Below are 16,863 nucleotides of genomic sequence, written 5' to 3' on the forward strand. Positions count from 1 at the left end.
TGCAATGCCGGCGTGTTCTCCAAGGGTCGCAAGTCCCCGGGGGCCGTTAGCTCAGTTGGTTAGAGCAGAGGACTCATAATCCTTTGGTCGCAGGTTCAAGTCCTGCACGGCCTACCAAAAATTCTTCATTCAAGACGATGGCTTACGTGCGTATTGATGCGCGGAATCGGTTCTGATCGGACCCCGAATCGGACCCCGTGTAGGTTCGGTGGCGCTCTGGCGGAGTTAGTTCGCGAGCTTGAAGTGCGCCCTGGCCAATGCGGCAGACAGGTTGGTGACCGATGCTGTCAGTGATTTCGCCTTCAGCTCGCATTCCCAAACGGTGAAAACTCGCCACCCCAGGTCGCGCAACGCTTGCGCTTTGCGCGCGTCACTTGCGCGGTTGTCCTCAATTTTGGACGTCCAGTAGCCCACGTTGGTACTCGGCGTGCGGCCTTGCCTGCAGTCGTGGCCATGCCAAAAACAGCCGTGTACGAACACGGCGGCCTTGTATTTTGGGAAAACCAGATCTGGGGGGGGGCTGGAAGGCGCTTATCGCCGATGAGGTATCGAAAGCCCAGTCGGTGGAGCGCCTTGCGTAGCGGGACCTCTGGGCTCGTGTCCGAACGCCGCACACGCTTCATCAGCTCGGACCGGCGTTCGGGCGAGAGAGTGTCCATGCCCGAGGGGGGGGGGCTACATCCGAACCATTAGCGGCAAGGTCGCGGCGTAGCCGAGCAGCGGAGGCACGGCATCGCCGATCCACTTCTGAAGGCCTGTGCGGCTAGGCGGGTTGGCCGCGTCGACCACAAACGAGAAGGTGTCCGGGAACGACTGGATGCGAGCAGCCTCGTGTGGCGTGATCACTCGAGGCCGCAGTGGATGGACATAGCGACCGCGGCCAGGCGTCAAGAAGCCCGTTGTGATGGTCTGAGAAGGCTTGTCCCACCACAGCCGCCCATAGACCGACGGGTAGGTATGCCCGTCCTTGTGGCAGTCTGGGCGCACCTCGTTGGGCAGATCGTAGAGATCGTTGTCAAAGAGATGATGGATCCGCGTCATGTTGTCGGCCGACAGCATCGGGGTCGTGTCCATGATCCCGGTCTTCGGCTCCTGCGACGGGTCGCTGAGCAGGTCGCCAATCGCCCAGCTCAGCGGACGGGCGGCGTGCTTCAAGCCCTTCGCCACATCCTTGATCGACAGCTCGGCCACCGGCTCGGAGACGCGCGAGGCTACCAGGAAATAGCGCTTGCGGGTCTGCGCTCCGCCCATGTGGTCGGCGGCCAAGACGCCGCTGTCGATCCACGCATAGCCGGCCGCTTTCAACAGCGCCTTGGCGATGTTGACCACGTCGCTTTTGTCGTTGACGACCTCGGGGACGTTCTCGATGACGATGGACTTCGCACGCAGACCCACGCCCAACGCCACGGCCGTGACGTAGAGCAGGTTGCGTGGGTCTTCGCGGCGGGTCTTGTTGTTGAGGTTCGAGTGGCCCTGGCAGGGCGGCCCCGCCAGGAATAGGTCAATGTTTCCGATCTCGGCCGCGAGGTTCGGGTCGAGGATTTCGGGCTCGTATGCAAAACGCGACTTCTCGCCTTCGCCGCTGACGTGCCAATCGACCAGGCTCGACGCGTTCGAGTGCAGGATGTGCTTCGTCCCGAAGTTGTCTGAGCCAGCGGAAGCTTGTGGTGGCACTCGAATTCCGACTCAGCAATGCTTGGATCGGATGAGAGCGGCGGCCGGACGCAACAGTCACAGGCGACCGGCCCAATCGCGCGCCGTGCGGTCAACACCTTGCGCCGAAGTGCAGGACTGCGCTCCCTGACTTTGTGTGCAGCAGTGAGAACACGACCCTCCGCAAAGACCTCGTCGTCCTCAACGGTCGCAGCCTCAACGGCGACGTACGTGTCGTCAGCCAGAGCACGGATCTGGGCAGCAAGATGGCGCACCAACTCGGGCTTGCTGCCGAAATCTACCCAAACCGCCTTGTCTGTTGCTGAGTAGTTATCCAGACCTTTACCGGTGGCGACCTGGTGAATGTTCTGAAGCTTGAACGCGACTCCGGCAGCGTTGCGGAATCGATCGTTCTTCTTCGAGCCAGCGTGGATCGGAAGCGACTGGAGCAAGTTGGACAACGCGACGACACGCTCGTCGATTGGTCCTGGGATCGCCCCACCAAGTGATAGGTACAGATCAAGAGCAAGCAGAACTTCGTCTCGCCCCCACTTTGGATTACCGTGATGTGCGTTTCTTCGGGGATGACCCGTCGCTTGCCGGCAATCTCGCTGTTGAACTCGCTCTCGAAGAGCGCCTGAACATCGACGCCAAACGCGACCTCCCCCGGCCACACCTGCGCCAGCAACTTCCCCTTCCAGCTCCGGCCAATGCCGAACGTGGGTGTGTATTCCAGATAGCCATGGTGCGGCAGCTCGGCGGGGCGCTGCTCGATGTGCGCGAGCCATTGCATGTGCCGTGTGCGTTCTTGCTCAACGGGCACGAGGTAGGCCAGGTGATCCAAGAAGGGTTGCACCTTGTGTTCCCAACCGGCCTTCGGCTCGCGGCGTACACGCGGCGTCCAAAGGTTCACTGCTTCGACATAGTTCGCATCTTTCACGAACCGAGGGCGGCCACCCTCGTGTGTCGCACACGGTATAGATGGTGTGGCTGCACCACATGCCTGGGCGGCCTCACACGCAGGATTCGTACAGTTATTGACACTAGTCCGAGGCAGCGCCGGCTTCGCCGACTCCGCATCAAAACTCCTCCAGTCCAGGCGGCGCACGGCCGCGCGCTCAATCGTCCAGACGCGGCGCTCTGACTCGATTTGCCAGTGCCTTGGTTGCTGCGCGAGTCCGTCTGCATCGAAGTCATGGTGCCCCCAGGTTTCAACTCCGGCGGCGCGCGGCTGTGTCGCATCGCCGTAGCGACCTAGCGTCTCAGTCTCGCGCGTCGTGAGCTTGATGGCAGCGCTGAGGCCGCAAGCGACGCCGCCTTGGGCGCGGCAGTAGGCATCCCATGCGACGGTTGCCGTTTCGTCGCCGTCGTTCTGAATCTGCTTGTTGGCCGCGCGTTGGGCGCGCTGAAGGTGTGACGGTGCGTCGGCCGGAAGATGCTTGATGCGTCGCAGCTCCCGCCATACGCTCACGGGCGGACCTCCGACCTGTTGAAATTGCCGAATGCGCCATGTACTGCTCCAGGCTTCGACACGCTTGGCACTTTCGGTCGCTGGGCGGCCTTCGAGGTCGTCGCCGACGTGCTCGCAGTCGATGTTTTTCGCAACGTACTTTGCGATGTAGCCGGCCGCCGTGCCGCGCGTTTTATCAATTAGCTTGAAATCGCAGCGATGCTCCTTCGCGCCCTTCTCGTCGCCGGATTCTTGAAATTCATATCGCTTTAGGGTTTCCATAAGCGATTCGCCGCCATAGGTCGCGCTGGACTGACTGATTTTTCGTACGGACTTGTTTCCTTTGCCTGGCGACTCTTGCAGAAGGTCTTGCAGCAAAGTTCAGGTGCGGTGTTGAATCGAGTGTGCCGGTTTGAATGTGAGTTCTTGCCAAAATTTGCCAAAGTCCGCCGAACTCACTAAGCTCCGCCCATGAGCACCATGAACATCTCTTTGCCCGACCAGCTCAAGGATTTTGTTGACGAGCAGGTCGGCCAACGTGGCTACGGCACCAGCAGCGAGTACGTGCGCGAGTTGATCCGCAAGGATCAAGATCGCCTGATGCTGCGGGGCTTGTTGTTGGCGGGCGCTGCGTCGGAGCCTCGTGCGCCGGTGAATGAGGCTTTCTTCGACGCGCTGCGTGAGCGGGTTCAAGCGGGGACCAAGGGTTCCAACAAGCTACGGCGCGGCAAATCGTGAAGCTCAAGCCGGTCGCGCCCCGCGAACTGGCCCTTCAAGATATCGACGAGGCACTGGCGTATTACCTGGGTGAGCAAGCCCAGGCGGCGGCCTCAGGCTTCATCGACGCGCTGCAAAAGGCCTTTGACCACATCGGCCGCCATCCGGCGACAGGCTCGCCTCGATATGCCCATGAACTCAATGTGCCGGGGCTGCGTAGCTGGCCGCTGAGCAAGTACCCCTACCTCGTGTTTTACGTGGAGCGTTCCGACCACATTGATGTCTGGCGCGTGCTCCATGGCCACCGAGACATACCGGCCTGGATGCAAGAGGTGCCGGAAGAGGGCATCTGAGCCTAGCAAGCTCAAGAACACAACTTGCCAGACTCTGCGGCTGCGATCAAACCGCTGCCAGGCGCTTCGCCTTCTCCTTCCGCCCCTTCGCCGCCACCCCACCCACCCCCATCAGCCCCGCCAAAGTCAGCACCCAGCTCTTCGGCTCCGGCACGCTGGACACCAGGGTCATTTGGTAGGCATGGACTTGGCCGTTATGGACGGCCGTGCCGACGATGCTGCCGTTGTCGGCGATGGACATGGCGGAGGCGCTGGTGTTGGTGCTGAAGTCCCAGTCGTTGCCGGCGGGCAGCAGGCTTTGGATGGTGTAGGTGGCGCCGTCGGCGTAGAGGAATGGGACGGAGAACTCGCCGCCGGCGTTGCCGACCACCCAGCCTTTGTCGTTGACGCCGCTGCCCGAGCCATTGGAGGTGTTCGGGGGCAGGCTGATGGCTTTCATCCCTTGGCTGGCCGACCAGATGAAGGGGCTGCCGTCGCTGCTGTAGATGCTGCTGGAGCCCACCACATAGCCATTGTTGCTGACGCCGAAGTTGATGGCCGAGTTGTGGCCGGGCAGGGCGCCGAGGCTGCTCATCTCGCCGGTGTTGCTGTTGTAGACCATGCCGACGATGAGGGCGAGATCGCTGGGGTCGGTACCGATGCCCACCACCAGGCCGGCGTCGTTGATGCCAAATGCATTGGTCATGAAGCTGCCGTTGGTCGTGGTGGCGCTGATCACGCTGCCGCTGCCATTGGCGGCGTTGAAGAGCACGGCGCGGTCACCCTCAGCAGACGTGGCAGTACCAGCGATCAGGCCCGAGGCATTGACGGCAAAGGCGGCGCCCGAGTCATAGCCCTCAGGCAGGGCCAGGGCAGTGACACTGCCGTTGGCGTGCCACATCACGGGCAGGGGGGCGGTGCCGAACCAGGTCGCGGCCGACACGCCGACCGTGAGGCCGGCATTGTTGACGCCGTGGGCGGTGGCGAACTGGCGCCCGTCGATATTGCCCAGCGCCTGCATGCCGCCCTGGGCGCTCCAGCGGTAGGCCTGGTCGTGGCTGTCGGAGGAACGGCCGACGACAAAGTTGCCGTTGCGCGAGTTGCCAAAGGCTTGTGAGAACTCGCCATTGCCGATGACGCCGAGGTCGACGATGGTGTAGCTGGGCGCGTCGGCGTGGGCGCCGGTGGCGAAGGTGGCTGCGGCGCCCAAGGCCAGGGCCTGGATCAGGAGAGTGCGAGTGAAGTTGCGGCTGTGTTGGGGCTTCATGCGGCGGGGTTCTTTCTGCTGCGTGCTCGTGGAAGGTGAATGAAAAGAAAGAGCGCCCAATGCCGCCATCGTGCGGCGTTATGGGCTGCGACGGTTTTCACCTTAGCAGCGCCGCCTCGACGGCGACAGCGGGTTTGGACGCAGGTCTCTGCAGATTGACGATGGCGGGCCAAGCCTGGAGATTTCGGGCCAAGGATTGGCCCTTCGGAGCGCCGTGAGGGGCCTGAACTTCGCAGCGTCAGCGGCTGTCGCTCGGCCGCTCGCCAAAGCGGCGCAGATAGGCTTGGCTGAACTTGCCGGCGCTCTGAAAACCCCAGCGCTGCGCCAGCTCGCCGATGCGGCCGGCCTTGCCTTGGCGCAGCTCGGCGCGGGCGCGGTCCAGGCGCAGCTGGCGCAAATAGGCCATGGGCGTGAGGCCCAGGTGTTCGTTGAAATGGCGCAGCAGGCTGCTGACGCTGACGCAGGCGGCTGCGGCAATGTCCGTCAACAGGATCTCGCTCTGGGCATGGGCATCGAGGTAGTCCAGCGCACGGCGCAGGTTTCGCGGCATCATGGGCTCGGGCCGGCCCTGGCAGGACTTGAGCCCCGGGGCGGCCATCGCTTGTTCGTGCAGCAAGCTCAGGCCCATCATTTCCACCCAGCGCTCGATCAGGATCGGCGGCGAGGTTTCATCGCCATGCTGCAGCAGGGCGCTGGCTTGCTGGGCCATGAAGTGCAGCTTTTGCGCCAGCGCCGGTGCGAGCTTGGGGCGCAGCAACGAGGGCGGCGCCTCAGAGCCCGCTGCGGTCCACAGCGTCGAGCTCAGGCGCAGCAGCGGTTCGCGCGGCAGGGCGATTTCCACGAAATGCGAGTCGGCCGCGAACTGGGCCTGCGCCACCTCGGTGGGGTTGAAGAGCAGGCCTTCGCCTGCGCGCGCCAGGCATTCGCCCTCGGCCTTCATTTGCATGCGCACGGAGCCGGACAGCACCAGGCCGACCAGCAGATGGTCGCTGTCGGCCGTCTGGCGGGTCTGCGAGCGCACATTGAGCACAAAGCTGTTGCGTGATTCGGTCAGGAACAGCTGCGGCGCCGCGCTCTCGGCCTGGGGCCGGGGGGCTTGCACCAGCTCCAACTGCAGACGCGGCGCCCGGTCCCGACCCCAGGACGCGATCTCGCGATGCGCCATAGGCGCACGGGCATTGAGCTCGGCGATATAGCGCTCGATGCCCTGGTGTGAGTCGAACTGGATGGCGCGCGCGGCTTCTGCGCGGCGGGGCGATGTCTTGCGAGAGGCCGCGCCTGGGGCGGTCGCCGGTTGCGTTGCGTTCATGCCTGGAGTGTCTTGCCCTAAGCCTGGATCTGCTCGCACTTGCCTGGGGGTAAGCCCGGCAAATGCTGCGGACCAGTATCCAGTGGTGCGGGCGGCCGGCCCTACCGGCAATACCCGCAGATGCGCGCTGTTCGCCCATGCGGGCGTGGCAGACCCGGTGGCTTTTCTGGGCGACCCAGCCCGCCTTGTCGGGCCGCGAATCACTCGCATCAGTGCCTCAATGCAGCAGCGGCCAGATCTTGGACTTGCAGACTTTGACAGGTGGCCACCGCACCGATTGCAGGCTTTGACAGTTTCGCGTTTGAGCGCCCTTGCCGAACATGCATCCCATCGACAGGAGCTGCAACCATGCAAGGCAACGACACCCACACCGCCACCGAATCTCAGAGCTTCGACGCCGCAGACGCCGCGTTCGCCCTCGACATTCAGATCTTCCGCAGCGAGTCCTCGGGCTCGCTCATGGCCGGCTGGCGACTGCCCGCCACGGCCAGCCCCTGGGCCAGCGCGCTGACCGAATCCGGTCTCACCGCGCTCGCGGCCTGAACCCAGCGATCTTCCGAACTGGCGCTTCGCCATCCGGCGCCGGTCCATGTAGTGGATGGCTTGACCCCTTAGGAGATTCTATGACCCCCGCACAAAGCAACGACGTCAAGTTCGACGACATCGACGTGAGCAACCTCGATATCGAAGGCCTGGAAGTCGTCACCATGAAAGACGCACTGGCCTTGCCGGAAACCGGCGCTTCCAGCGGCATCAGCTCCGCCACCGCGTCCTCGACTTGCGGCTCCTCGTCGACCTGCAGCAGCAGCCGCGGCGTAGAAGTAAGCGAGTAAGTCCCGGACCGGGCGACAGTGCTGCCCAGCTTTCGGGCGGGCAGGCTGTCATCCGGCGCGCCGGACGTGCCGGATCTCCGGTTCCTTTCATAACGCCCAAGGATTCCCATGAGCGACCCCAAGACCCACGGCACTGTGTCCGAACCCGTCATCGACGTACGCGGCGTGACCAAGTCCTACGGCACGACGCAAGCGCTGCGCGGCATCGATCTGCGCATCGAGCGCGGCCAGACGATCGCGCTGATCGGCCCCAACGGCGCCGGCAAATCCAGCCTCGTCGAGATTCTCATGGGCCTGCGGCAACCTGATGCCGGCAGCGTTCGTGTGCTCGGCCACGACATCGTCGCCAACCCGCGCGCTCATGTGCAGCGCATCGGTGTGCAACTGCAAGAGTCACGCTTGTTCGCCAAGGCGCGCGTCGGTGACTACCTGCGTTTCTTCGCCGCCCTGTTCGAGCGCTCCGTGGACCACGCCCAGTTGCTCAAGCGCATGGCGCTTGACGGCATGGCCGACAAGCGCATCGATGCCTTGTCCGGCGGACAGCGTCAGCGTGTCGCGCTGGCGCTCGCGCTGATCAATGACCCCGAGCTCGTTATCCTCGACGAGCCCACCGTCGGCCTCGATCCGCTCGTGCGGCGCGAGTTCTGGGCGCTGATCCGTGAACTGCGGAGCCAGAACAAGACGGTGCTGTTCACGACCCATTACATGGATGAAGCGCAGTCGCTGGCCGACCACGTGCTGATGATTGCCCACGGCCGGCTGGTCGCGGCCGGCAGCCCGCAGCAGATCATCGCGCGCTCCGAATCCCCTCAGGGCACGCTCGACGACGCGTATGCCTACTTCGCCACCCAAGCGCTGCCGGAGGCCGCATGAACCAGACCCACGCTCTACGCGCCTACATCGCGTTCGACTTCAATCTGATCTTCCGCGAACGTGTCGCCATGCTGCTGACCTTCGTCATGCCGGCGGCCATGTACGCCTTCTTCGGCATGATGTTCGGCCAGGCCAGCTATGGGCCCAATGGCGCCAGCTTCTACGATCAGTACACGAGCAGCTTCGTCGGCCTGATCCTGCTCAACACGGCGCTGATGAGCGTCGCGCCGATGCTGGTCATCTACAAGGAGATGGGCTTCTTCCGGCGCCTGCTGGTGACGCCGCTCGACATGACGGTGGTCTGGCTCTCGTCCATCACGCGCGCTTTCGTGATGTTCCTGTTCGGCCTGGTGCAGATGCTGGTGATCGGCTGGCTGATGTTCGATCGCGTGCCCTCGGCCCCAGCGCTGGACTTCGCCGTCGGCATGCTGCTGACCGCGTTCTCGCTGTTCTCCTTCGGCTTCATGCTCGGCTCCTTCTTCCGCAGCTCGAATGCGGTGTTCAACGCCGGCATGCTGATCTTCCAGCCCATGCTGCTCTTGTCGGGCGCGAGCATTCCGCTCGAACAATTGCCGGCCTTCGCGCAATGGGTGTCCAAGCTGGTGCCCATGACCTATGCCGTCGAGGTGCTGCGTTTGTGCTGGGTCGGGGAGCTGTTCTCGGCCGCCGCCATCCAGCCGACCGCTGTGCTGCTGCTGTTCGGCATCGGCTGCGCACTGATCGCCCGCAAGACCTTCCGCTGGTCCGCCAAATAAGCCGACGCCCCGCTTCGACTAACACAGTCACATCCGATGAAAGCCATGAAACTCCAAACGAGTCACGGGCCGCTGCTTGTGCATCCCAACTACGTGCTGCGCGTGGCCGGCGAGCCGGCGGCGCTGCTGAACGAGCTGGCCGACGGCGCCACGGCCCGGCATCTCGCCGAGCGTGCTGCCCTCGGTGAGCGCCTGCAGACGCTCGGGGAGCGGCTGCGGCCGCCGCTCGAGGCTGTCGTGCATGGCTGCACCGACAAGGCGCTCGGCCGCGCGGCGCTGAACGCCAAGCGTTCCGTCTTCAACCTGAAGGCAGTGCGCGAGGACCAGGCGGAGCTGCTGCAGGCTGTGCTCGGCGATGCGGAGCGCGCTGACCTGGCGGCCTACAACGAAGGGCTGCGCGAGCTCGCCGCACTCGAGGCCTCGACGGCGGCCGTGTTCGAAGGCGAGATGGCGGCCGGCGCCCAACGCCTGCCGACTCTGTGGGCCCAGCCACGCTTCCAGCAGGCGATCAGCTACACCCAGCCCGAGCTGTATCGCAACTTCGAGCGCCTCGCCGACGCCGGCGCGACCATGGCTGCCAAGCCGCGGCGCAAGCTCGAGGAAACTTTTGTCCAGTATCTGGCCCGCTGCGCGTCCAAGACCAGCCCGCTGTCGGCCTTCACGGTGATGCATGTGGGCCGCTGGTCGGCGCGCGAGACCGGCTGGGACCTGAACTTTGCGCCGCGCCTGTCCAGCCGCGTCAGCTTCAAGGGCGCCCTGCTGCGGCAGATCGTTGCGCCGCTGCTGGCCAACTATGACCTGGCCAGCCAGCTGTTCCCGCTGAGCCTGAACCAGAGCGCGCAGTTCGCCGACGGCCGCGTGCGTTTTCGCAGCATCAACCCCGGCAACACGGCCGGAGGCCGCTCCTGGGGCACCGGCGAGTCCATGGTCGAGCTCAAGGTCAACAGCGCCATCAGCTGCATCCAGCATGTCTACGCCGCACGTGGCTGGGCCTCGATGCCGGCGGTCGAACTGATCGCGGCCGTGCAGGCGCTCTCGCCCAAGCTGGAGCGCGCGGCGCTCGAAGCCTTCGTCGCGCGGCTGTACGAGCTGAACCTGCTGCTGCCCGATACCGACGACCATGCGCAGGCCGATGCCTTTGAATGGGTCCATGGCTTGCTGCAGCGCCTGCAGGGCGAGGCCGGCGAGACCGCCCGAGCGGCCATGGCACGCATCCGCGGCGGACTCAAGGCCTTTGTCCAGGGCTCACCTGCGCAACGCGCCACCCTGACGGCAGCGATTGCCGAACATGCCGCCACCTTGCGCGATGCGCTCGGCGCGGAGCGCCACGCGGCGCTGGAGCACCCGAGCTTCTTCGAGAACTGCTACCTGGGCGCCGACTCGCCGAGCCTGGGCCTGCCCGTGATCGAGCCCTTCGCCGATGCGTTGGGCCAGCTGATGCAGCTGTCGCCTTTGACGAGCTTCACCCAGCAGGCCCGCTGCAGCATGGCCGACTTCTTTGTCGCGCGCCATGGCGAAGACGGTGTCTGCGACAACGTGCCGGCCTTCATCGATGCCTTCGATGAGGTGTACGGCATCGGCGCGCCCATGCACAAGATCGACGCGAGCAAGCTGCCGCCGCGCTCGACGGTCAGCGCTGCCTATGGCAAGGCACGTAGCGCCTTCCAGGCCTATCTGGAGCCGCTGCTGCGCGAGCGCGCCGACGTCCAGCTGGACGCCACCGAGCTCGCCCGCATCGTCGACCTGCTGCCCGAGGCGGTGCGCCAGCGCGGCACCTCGCAGTGCTTCCTCGGCCAGCTCGCACTGAAGGGCGAGCGCACGCAGTTTGTGCTGAACCAGATCCTGGGCGGGCGCAGCGCGCTGATGTCGCGCTTTCTGGAGGTGCTCGACCCGGCCAGCCTTGCCGAGGTGCGCGACTACCTCCGCGAGGGCAGCGATTCGGGTCACTACGCCGAGCTGGCGGGCGTGTTCGGCTTCAATGCCAACTACCACCCGCAGCTGGCCGACCACGAGCTCTACATTCCGCCGACGGCGCCCAATTGGCAGGAAAGCACCAAGCTCGACATCGCCAAGATGCGCCTCGTCTACGACCGCGCCGAGCATTGCGTGCGCATCCGCAACGAGCGGGGTCAGGACCTCGACGTCTGGTACCAGGGCTTTCTGATGCCCGCACTGCTGCCGCGCATTCACCGCGTGCTGGCGCTGACGCTGACCGAGGGTGTGACCAGCTTGACCCTGGGCACCATGGTCAAGATGGGCCTGATCGAGGCCGGCCAGGTCACCCGCGTGCCGCGCGTGAGCCTGGGCGATGTGGTCGTCGAGCGGCGCCAGTGGATCCTGCCGCTCGATCTGCAGCCCGACGCCGAGATCGATGCGCTGCCCTTCTTCGAAGCGATGCAGACGCTGCAGCGCGAGCGCGAGCTTCCGCGTCGCTTCTTCATGCGTGTGCTGCCGCTGGTCGGCAGCGGCAGCGACGCGGCACCGAGCGATGTCAGCTTGGAGGACTTCGACTTCCGCTCGATCAAGCCGCTCTATGTCGACCTCGACAGCCCGCGCCTGGTGCGCCTGATGCAGCGAGCGCTCAAGCGCAATCGCTTCCCGCTGTCGCTGTCGGAGGTGCTGCCGCGCCTCGATGACCAGCATGTCGAGATGGAGGGCGGCCGCCACGTGGCCGAGCTGCAGTTCGAGCTGAGCACGGTGCCTGTGCGCCTGCAGGCCGAACAGCGCCTCGGTCAATGGCATGCCGTGCGCATCGCTTACTTCGACGATGACAAGCGCGCACTGCTGCTCGGCCCGGTGCGCGACGGGGTCGAGCTGCTGCGCGGCCACTTCGGCATCGCCGATGTGATGCTGCAACCGCATTGGAAGCATGGTTCCCATGTCGATATGGTGTTCCGCTGCCCCGAGGCCCGGTTGCATGAGCAGGTGCTGCCGGCGCTGCGCGCCATCCTCGAACCCTGGCTGGCCGCACACCCGAGCCTCATCGAACTGGACCCGGTCGCCTACGAGGCCCTGTCGCGCCAGATCGGCCTGACCGAGCTGGAGCCGGGCCCCTACCTGCCGCTCTTGCCCAACAACAGCGTGACCTTGGCACCACCGCTGCAAAGCCGGGCGCTGCCGCTCGCGGAGCTCGTGCAGTCCAAGGAGCGTTTCCTCTGCGACAGCCTGCCAGCCACCTTGGACCTGCTGGCCCTCAAGACCAGCGACGCGGATTCCTTCTTCCTGACGCTGGCGGCCATGCTCGGGATGGCGGCGACGACGTACGACGCGGGTGGCTTTGACCGTGGCTATGTGTCCTTCCGCTCGCATGCCGAGTTCTGCTTCGCGGCCTACGACCGCGACCAGCGCCTGCGCCAGCGCTTCGATGCGCTCGACCAGCGCCTCGCCGCCCGCCTGGATGGGGTGCTGGCTTGCGTGCGCGAGGGCCGCAGCGAAGACCTGCCGCTGGCCGCGGAATGGCGCGCCGTGCTGGCGCAATGGCAACGCACGCTGCAGACCACGGCCGAGCGCCACCGCAACATCGTGCGCGACAACTACGACGCCTTGCTGGCCGACCAGACGCTGTCGCGCCTGGCCCGCGATGTCCAGCAGGGCCTGCCTGCGGGCAGCAGTCGCCAGCGCATCGAGACGACGACGCCGAGCCAGCTCAGCGTGCAGTTCCAGCTGTCCGAGGGCCTCAAGGTGCAGAACTCGCCGGAGTTCATCGCCTACCGCAACACGGTCAATTTCTTTTACTTCCTGCTGCCGCTGCTGGGTGTCTCGCCGAGCCAGAAGTTCTGCCTGTGCCATCTGGTGGCGAACAGCGCCGAGCGGCTCAGCGGCATCAGCTGGCGCGAGATCGTCGGCCTGCGCCATACCGAGGAGGAACTGGCATGAGCACGACGCTGGACATCGCCGCCCCGTCTGCCACTACAAGCGCGGCCACGAGCGCGGCCCCGAGCGCCGGGATGCCGGCAGGTACACGCGAGCGCCTGCGCAACCAAGTGTTCTTTCGCGCGACCGAGCAGGGCGTGCACTTCGATGCCGGTGCGATGGCCTTTGAACTCAAAGGGCGCGGCATCTTCCCGCTGGTCCAGCGCGTGTTGGCCCTGATGGACGCCGGCCATGCATTGCCGGCGATCCGCGCCGGCCTGCCGGCGAGTCTGCAGGCCTGGTTCGACGGCTTTGTCGACACGCTGCGCACGCATCGCATGTTGATCGACGACAGCTCCGACGAGGCCTGGTTGGCCCAGCTGACGGCCGGCGAGCGCGTGCGCGAATTTCTCAAGTACCTGCAGGACCAGCTGCCGGCCGAAGGCCGGCGTGAGCGGCTCGCCCAGTGGCGCCAGGCCCACGCCGTGCTGCGGGGCCAGGGCTATGCACTGAAGGCGGCCGCACAGGCCTTGCTGGCCACTGGCATCGGCCGCATCAGCTTGCAGCTGGAGGGCGCCGCCTCGCGCGTCGGCGCCGAGGAGCTGCAGCACATGGCGGCCGCCTGGCCGGACACGAGCACGGTCATCGCGCCGGCAGGCCTTCTTGCACCGGCTGCAGGCTTGCTTCTTCATGTCAGTGATGCCGAGCTCGACGCGGTCGGTGAGGCAGCGCTGCAGGGACAGCTGGCGGCCCTCGATGGCGACGCGATCGCCGCCGTCGCCGTGCGCTTGCGCGGCCATACCCTGGCATGGTCCGAGGCCGCGGCGCCGCAGACGCTGCTTGCTGACCTGCTCGACACGCTCGAGCCGCGTGCCGACGCCGCACCGAGCCCGGCCGCGCTGGCGATTGCCGGCAGCGTGGCCGCGCAGTCTCTGCTGCGCCGCCACTTCAGCATCGGTGACGCCGCGCTGCGCCATCGCGTTTTCGCCGTCTCTGACCATCTCGAATTGCAGGCCCATGCCCTGGTGCCGGCCGCGGCAACGCTGGTGGACTGGGCGGCTGGCCCTGAGGGCGCCGCCGCAGCCGAACCGGCCACGCCGGCCGCCGCTACCGACCCGCTCCGTGCCGACGAAGCCCTGCGCCTGGCGCTGGCGCCTTGGTTCGATCCGCTGAGCGGCGCGTTCGCGACGGTGGAAAACGAGGCCCTGGTGCAGCTGCCGCTCTATCACGAGACCTGTCGCTTGCGCGCCCGCAGCGCCGAAGCCCTGGTCGCCTGGGGCCTGGACGCCAACGAGGCCTGGCGACGCGCGCTCGGCCAGGTGCTTGTGCAGCGCGCGGCCGAGGCCCAGCCGCAGCATGCGAACCGGCTCGTCTGCGCATTTGACGAAGCCGAGTGGCGCCGCCAGGCGCTGGCGCTCGCGCTGCTCGACTCCAGTCACTGGCAGGCCGGCGCACGCAGCGCCGAGGCGCCACTGCTGCCGACCGGCGACGGCCCGGCCGATCTGCTGCAGCGCTTGCTCTGCTTCCTGACCGACCGGCCGCTCACGGTGCGGGTGCAATGGCACCCCGGCTTCGCGGCCGCGCGCCTGTGGATTCGCGCCGGCCATGAATGGCTGGCCGAGTCCGCCGCCGCCACGCCCTTGCTGGCCCTTCGAGAGGCCCTGGGCAGTGCCTGCAGCCGCTTGCAAACCGGCGCAGAAGGGACGCTGGTCGTCGACACCGCAGTCACCGAGGCCGTGCTGCCGCCCTGGTCGCATGGCGAGGCACTGACACCACCGCCGGCGCGCTGGCAGCGCCTGAGCTGGCGCGGTCTGCCCGAGCGTGTGGTCCTCGGCCTGGTCGAGCTGGAGTCGCAAGCATGAGTGGCGCACTTTTTTTGCTGCACGACGGCAGTGCTGAGGCCGGCTTCGAACGCATCGCGGCGCTGCTGCCGGCCGCTGGTGCGCGGCTCGACTGGAACGATGCCAGCGTGGCCGCCACGCTGCCTGCGGACGCCACCGTCGTGCTCGCCTTCGACTGGCTGCACATCGAGGCGGCCGTCGCCTGGCAAGAGCGCCTGCTCGCTCGCGGTGCGGCCGTCTACACGCTCGGTTTCGAGCCGGGTAGCGTCACCCTGGGCCCCTGGGTGCTGCCCGGCCGCGACGAAGGCTGTCTGGAATGCCTGCGCGTCTGGACGGCCAACAACCACCGTGAGCCCACCCACTGGGCGACCACGCCGGCCGGCGCGGCTCGCCGGCTCGCCCAGTCGCCCTGGCCGCCGATCGCCGAGGCCATGCTGGCCGGGCTGCTCGAGGCCGCGGGCATCGCTTCGACCGCGACCCGCCGCCCAGGCCGCTACCGCCGCCTGGATTGGGACGCGCTGACGGTCGTCGAGCACCGCTTCTCGCCCTATACCGAATGCTGGGTCTGCGCCGCGTTGCCGGACGACAGCGCCGCGGCTGCCGAGCTGCAGCTGCAGCCGCGGCTCAAGGCGCGCGCCGAGGATGCCCGCATTGCCAACCCGCGCTTGTCGCGCGAGGCCCTGCGCGAGCGCTTCGTCGACCGCCGCAGCGGCCAGATCCAGCGCGTCTTCCATGACCTGACGTCCTCCTTGTCGCCGATGTTCGGTGCCGAGATGCCGATCTGCGGCAGCAGCACGATAGAGCGCGGCTTCGGCCGTGCCGCGACGCGGCCCAAGTCGGAAACGATCGCGATGCTGGAACTGCTCGAACGCTACTGCGGCCACAGCCCGCGTGCGCAGCGCTCGGTCGTGCGCGGTTCCTTCGAAGCGGTGCAGCGCAGCCACCCAGGGCAGGTCGTCAATCCGCTCGACTTTGTCTTGCACGAGGCCTGGCAATATGACGCGCCCGGCTTCGAGATGGAACCTTACAGCCCGGCGCTCGAATTCGACTGGTGCTGGGCCTTCTCGCTGCGTGAGCAGCGCAGCAAGCTGATGCCGCAGCAGCTGGCCTACTACTGGCTGCCACATCACAAGGACCGGCCGGTCAACCGCTTCGTCTACGACAGTTCGAGCGGCTGCGCGCTTGGCGGCTGCATCGAGGAAGCGATCCTGCATGGGCTCTACGAGACGCTCGAGCGCGACGCCTACCTGACGCGCTGGTGGGGGCGTCTGACCCCGCGGCCGATCCGGCTGGAATCGATCGGCGATGCCGAGGTGCAGGCCCTGCTTGCGCGCTCAACGGCGCAGGGCTATGAGGTCCATCTCTTCGACATGCGGCTCGACATCGACCTGCCCATGGCGCTGGCCATGATCGTCGATCCGCGTCCCGATGCGCCGGTCAAGAGCTACTGCGCCTCGGCCGCATCCGGGCAATGGACGCAGGCGATTTTCGGCGCGCTCGTCGAGGTGACAACGGCGATGGCGGTCTACAGCCACACGCTGCCGAAGCTGCGCGACAAGGCGCTGTCGCTGTGCCGTGATCCGCAGCTGGTGCAAGAAATGCACGACCACGTGATCATGTACAGCGCGCCCGAAAGCTTCGCCAAGCTGGGCTTTATGTTCGGCGGTGAGCCCGTCGATCTGCGCGAGCTGCCGCCGCGGCCGAGCGAGCTGGACCTGAGCGAGGAGCTGCGCCGCCTGGTCGACGCCACTTTGCGAGTCGCCAAGGATGTGCTCGTCGTGCGCCAGGGCTATGAGGGCATCGCCGAGCTTGGCCTCGACTGCGCCAAGGTGATCGCGCCGGGCCTGACCCCGGTGACCTTCGGCCAGCAGGCGCGCCGCGTCAGCGTCGATCGTGTCAACGGCGCGGCACGTTCTCTGGGCCTGCCCGAGCTCACGGCCGCCCAGCTGAATCCCGATCCCCACAACTTCCCCTGACGGAG

General features: G+C 66.3%; 14 protein-coding genes, 1 tRNA gene and 1 pseudogene. 10 read left to right on the forward strand and 6 right to left on the reverse strand.

Annotated features, from left to right (window positions below; translation table 11 throughout):
* The first annotated feature begins 40 nt into the window (after positions 1-40).
* Positions 41-117 (forward strand) — tRNA-Ile (locus LNV23_RS19995).
* Between the two features lie 108 nt (positions 118-225).
* Here the strand turns inward: LNV23_RS19995 and LNV23_RS24115 are convergent.
* The 4 genes and pseudogenes from LNV23_RS24115 to LNV23_RS20005 all read right to left on the reverse strand — a co-directional run bounded on the left by LNV23_RS24115 (position 226) and on the right by LNV23_RS20005 (position 3,481).
* Positions 226-507, reverse strand: coding sequence for a hypothetical protein (locus LNV23_RS24115; protein WP_505191017.1), 282 nt, complete (start codon positions 505-507; stop codon positions 226-228).
* Positions 508-509: 2 nt separating this feature from the next.
* Positions 510-659, reverse strand: a pseudogene (locus LNV23_RS24120) (very short patch repair endonuclease); the annotation flags it as partial.
* Between the two features lie 16 nt (positions 660-675).
* Entirely contained in the window at positions 676-1,674 is a 999-nt protein-coding gene (locus LNV23_RS20000) for a DNA cytosine methyltransferase (protein ID WP_263564600.1), read from the reverse strand.
* Positions 1,675-1,951: 277 nt separating this feature from the next.
* Positions 1,952-3,481, reverse strand: coding sequence for a replication endonuclease (locus LNV23_RS20005; protein ID WP_263564601.1), 1,530 nt, complete (start codon positions 3,479-3,481; stop codon positions 1,952-1,954).
* A gap of 93 nt (positions 3,482-3,574) precedes the next feature.
* Here LNV23_RS20005 and LNV23_RS20010 point away from each other — a divergent pair, with 93 nt between their 5' ends.
* Together LNV23_RS20010 and LNV23_RS20015 are read left to right on the forward strand one after the other, a co-directional pair.
* Positions 3,575-3,841 carry a ribbon-helix-helix domain-containing protein gene (locus LNV23_RS20010; RefSeq protein ID WP_263564602.1) on the forward strand — a complete coding sequence of 89 codons (267 nt, stop codon included), beginning with the start codon at positions 3,575-3,577 and terminating at the stop codon, positions 3,839-3,841.
* The gene (locus tag LNV23_RS20015; RefSeq protein WP_263564603.1) at positions 3,838-4,173 is read left to right on the forward strand and encodes a type II toxin-antitoxin system RelE/ParE family toxin; all 336 of its coding nucleotides are present in this window, start codon (positions 3,838-3,840) and stop codon (positions 4,171-4,173) included. Before LNV23_RS20010 ends, LNV23_RS20015 begins: the two co-directional genes overlap by 4 nt.
* Before the next feature lie 46 nt (positions 4,174-4,219).
* On the opposite strand, the gene LNV23_RS20020 is transcribed toward LNV23_RS20015, so the two are convergent.
* Positions 4,220-5,419: a DUF3466 family protein gene (locus LNV23_RS20020; RefSeq protein ID WP_263564604.1), complete on the reverse strand. Its 1,200-nt coding sequence runs from the start codon at positions 5,417-5,419 to the stop codon at positions 4,220-4,222.
* Positions 5,420-5,657: 238 nt separating this feature from the next.
* Positions 5,658-6,728 carry a helix-turn-helix transcriptional regulator gene (locus tag LNV23_RS20025; RefSeq protein ID WP_263564605.1) on the reverse strand — a complete coding sequence of 357 codons (1,071 nt, stop codon included), beginning with the start codon at positions 6,726-6,728 and terminating at the stop codon, positions 5,658-5,660.
* A gap of 348 nt (positions 6,729-7,076) precedes the next feature.
* On the opposite strand from LNV23_RS20025, the gene LNV23_RS20030 reads away from it, so the two are divergent.
* The 7 genes from LNV23_RS20030 (at position 7,077) to LNV23_RS20060 (ending at position 16,858) form a co-directional block, all read left to right on the forward strand.
* Entirely contained in the window at positions 7,077-7,271 is a 195-nt protein-coding gene (locus LNV23_RS20030; protein WP_263564606.1) for a hypothetical protein, read from the forward strand.
* A gap of 80 nt (positions 7,272-7,351) precedes the next feature.
* Positions 7,352-7,561 (forward strand): thiazolylpeptide-type bacteriocin, encoded by a 210-nt coding sequence (locus LNV23_RS20035; RefSeq protein ID WP_263564607.1) that lies wholly within the window; start codon positions 7,352-7,354, stop codon positions 7,559-7,561.
* Between the two features lie 108 nt (positions 7,562-7,669).
* Entirely contained in the window at positions 7,670-8,434 is a 765-nt protein-coding gene (locus tag LNV23_RS20040) for an ABC transporter ATP-binding protein (protein ID WP_263564608.1), read from the forward strand.
* Complete coding sequence (locus LNV23_RS20045; RefSeq protein ID WP_263564609.1) at positions 8,431-9,189, forward strand: ABC transporter permease; 759 nt, start codon at positions 8,431-8,433, stop codon at positions 9,187-9,189. The genes LNV23_RS20040 and LNV23_RS20045 overlap by 4 nt, the downstream gene beginning before the upstream one ends.
* 45 nt (positions 9,190-9,234) lie before the next feature.
* A complete protein-coding gene (locus LNV23_RS20050; RefSeq protein ID WP_263564610.1) occupies positions 9,235-13,065 on the forward strand; it encodes a lantibiotic dehydratase in 3,831 nt (1,276 codons plus the stop codon).
* Positions 13,062-14,903 carry a hypothetical protein gene (locus tag LNV23_RS20055; protein WP_263564611.1) on the forward strand — a complete coding sequence of 614 codons (1,842 nt, stop codon included), beginning with the start codon at positions 13,062-13,064 and terminating at the stop codon, positions 14,901-14,903. Before LNV23_RS20050 ends, LNV23_RS20055 begins: the two co-directional genes overlap by 4 nt.
* The gene (locus tag LNV23_RS20060) at positions 14,900-16,858 is read left to right on the forward strand and encodes a TOMM precursor leader peptide-binding protein (RefSeq protein WP_263564612.1); all 1,959 of its coding nucleotides are present in this window, start codon (positions 14,900-14,902) and stop codon (positions 16,856-16,858) included. Before LNV23_RS20055 ends, LNV23_RS20060 begins: the two co-directional genes overlap by 4 nt.
* Positions 16,859-16,863: the final 5 nt, after the last annotated feature.

Source organism: Kinneretia sp. DJ1R-11, from assembly GCF_025717595.1.
In the GTDB taxonomy this organism is placed as follows: Bacteria; Pseudomonadota; Gammaproteobacteria; order Burkholderiales; family Burkholderiaceae_C; genus Paucibacter_A.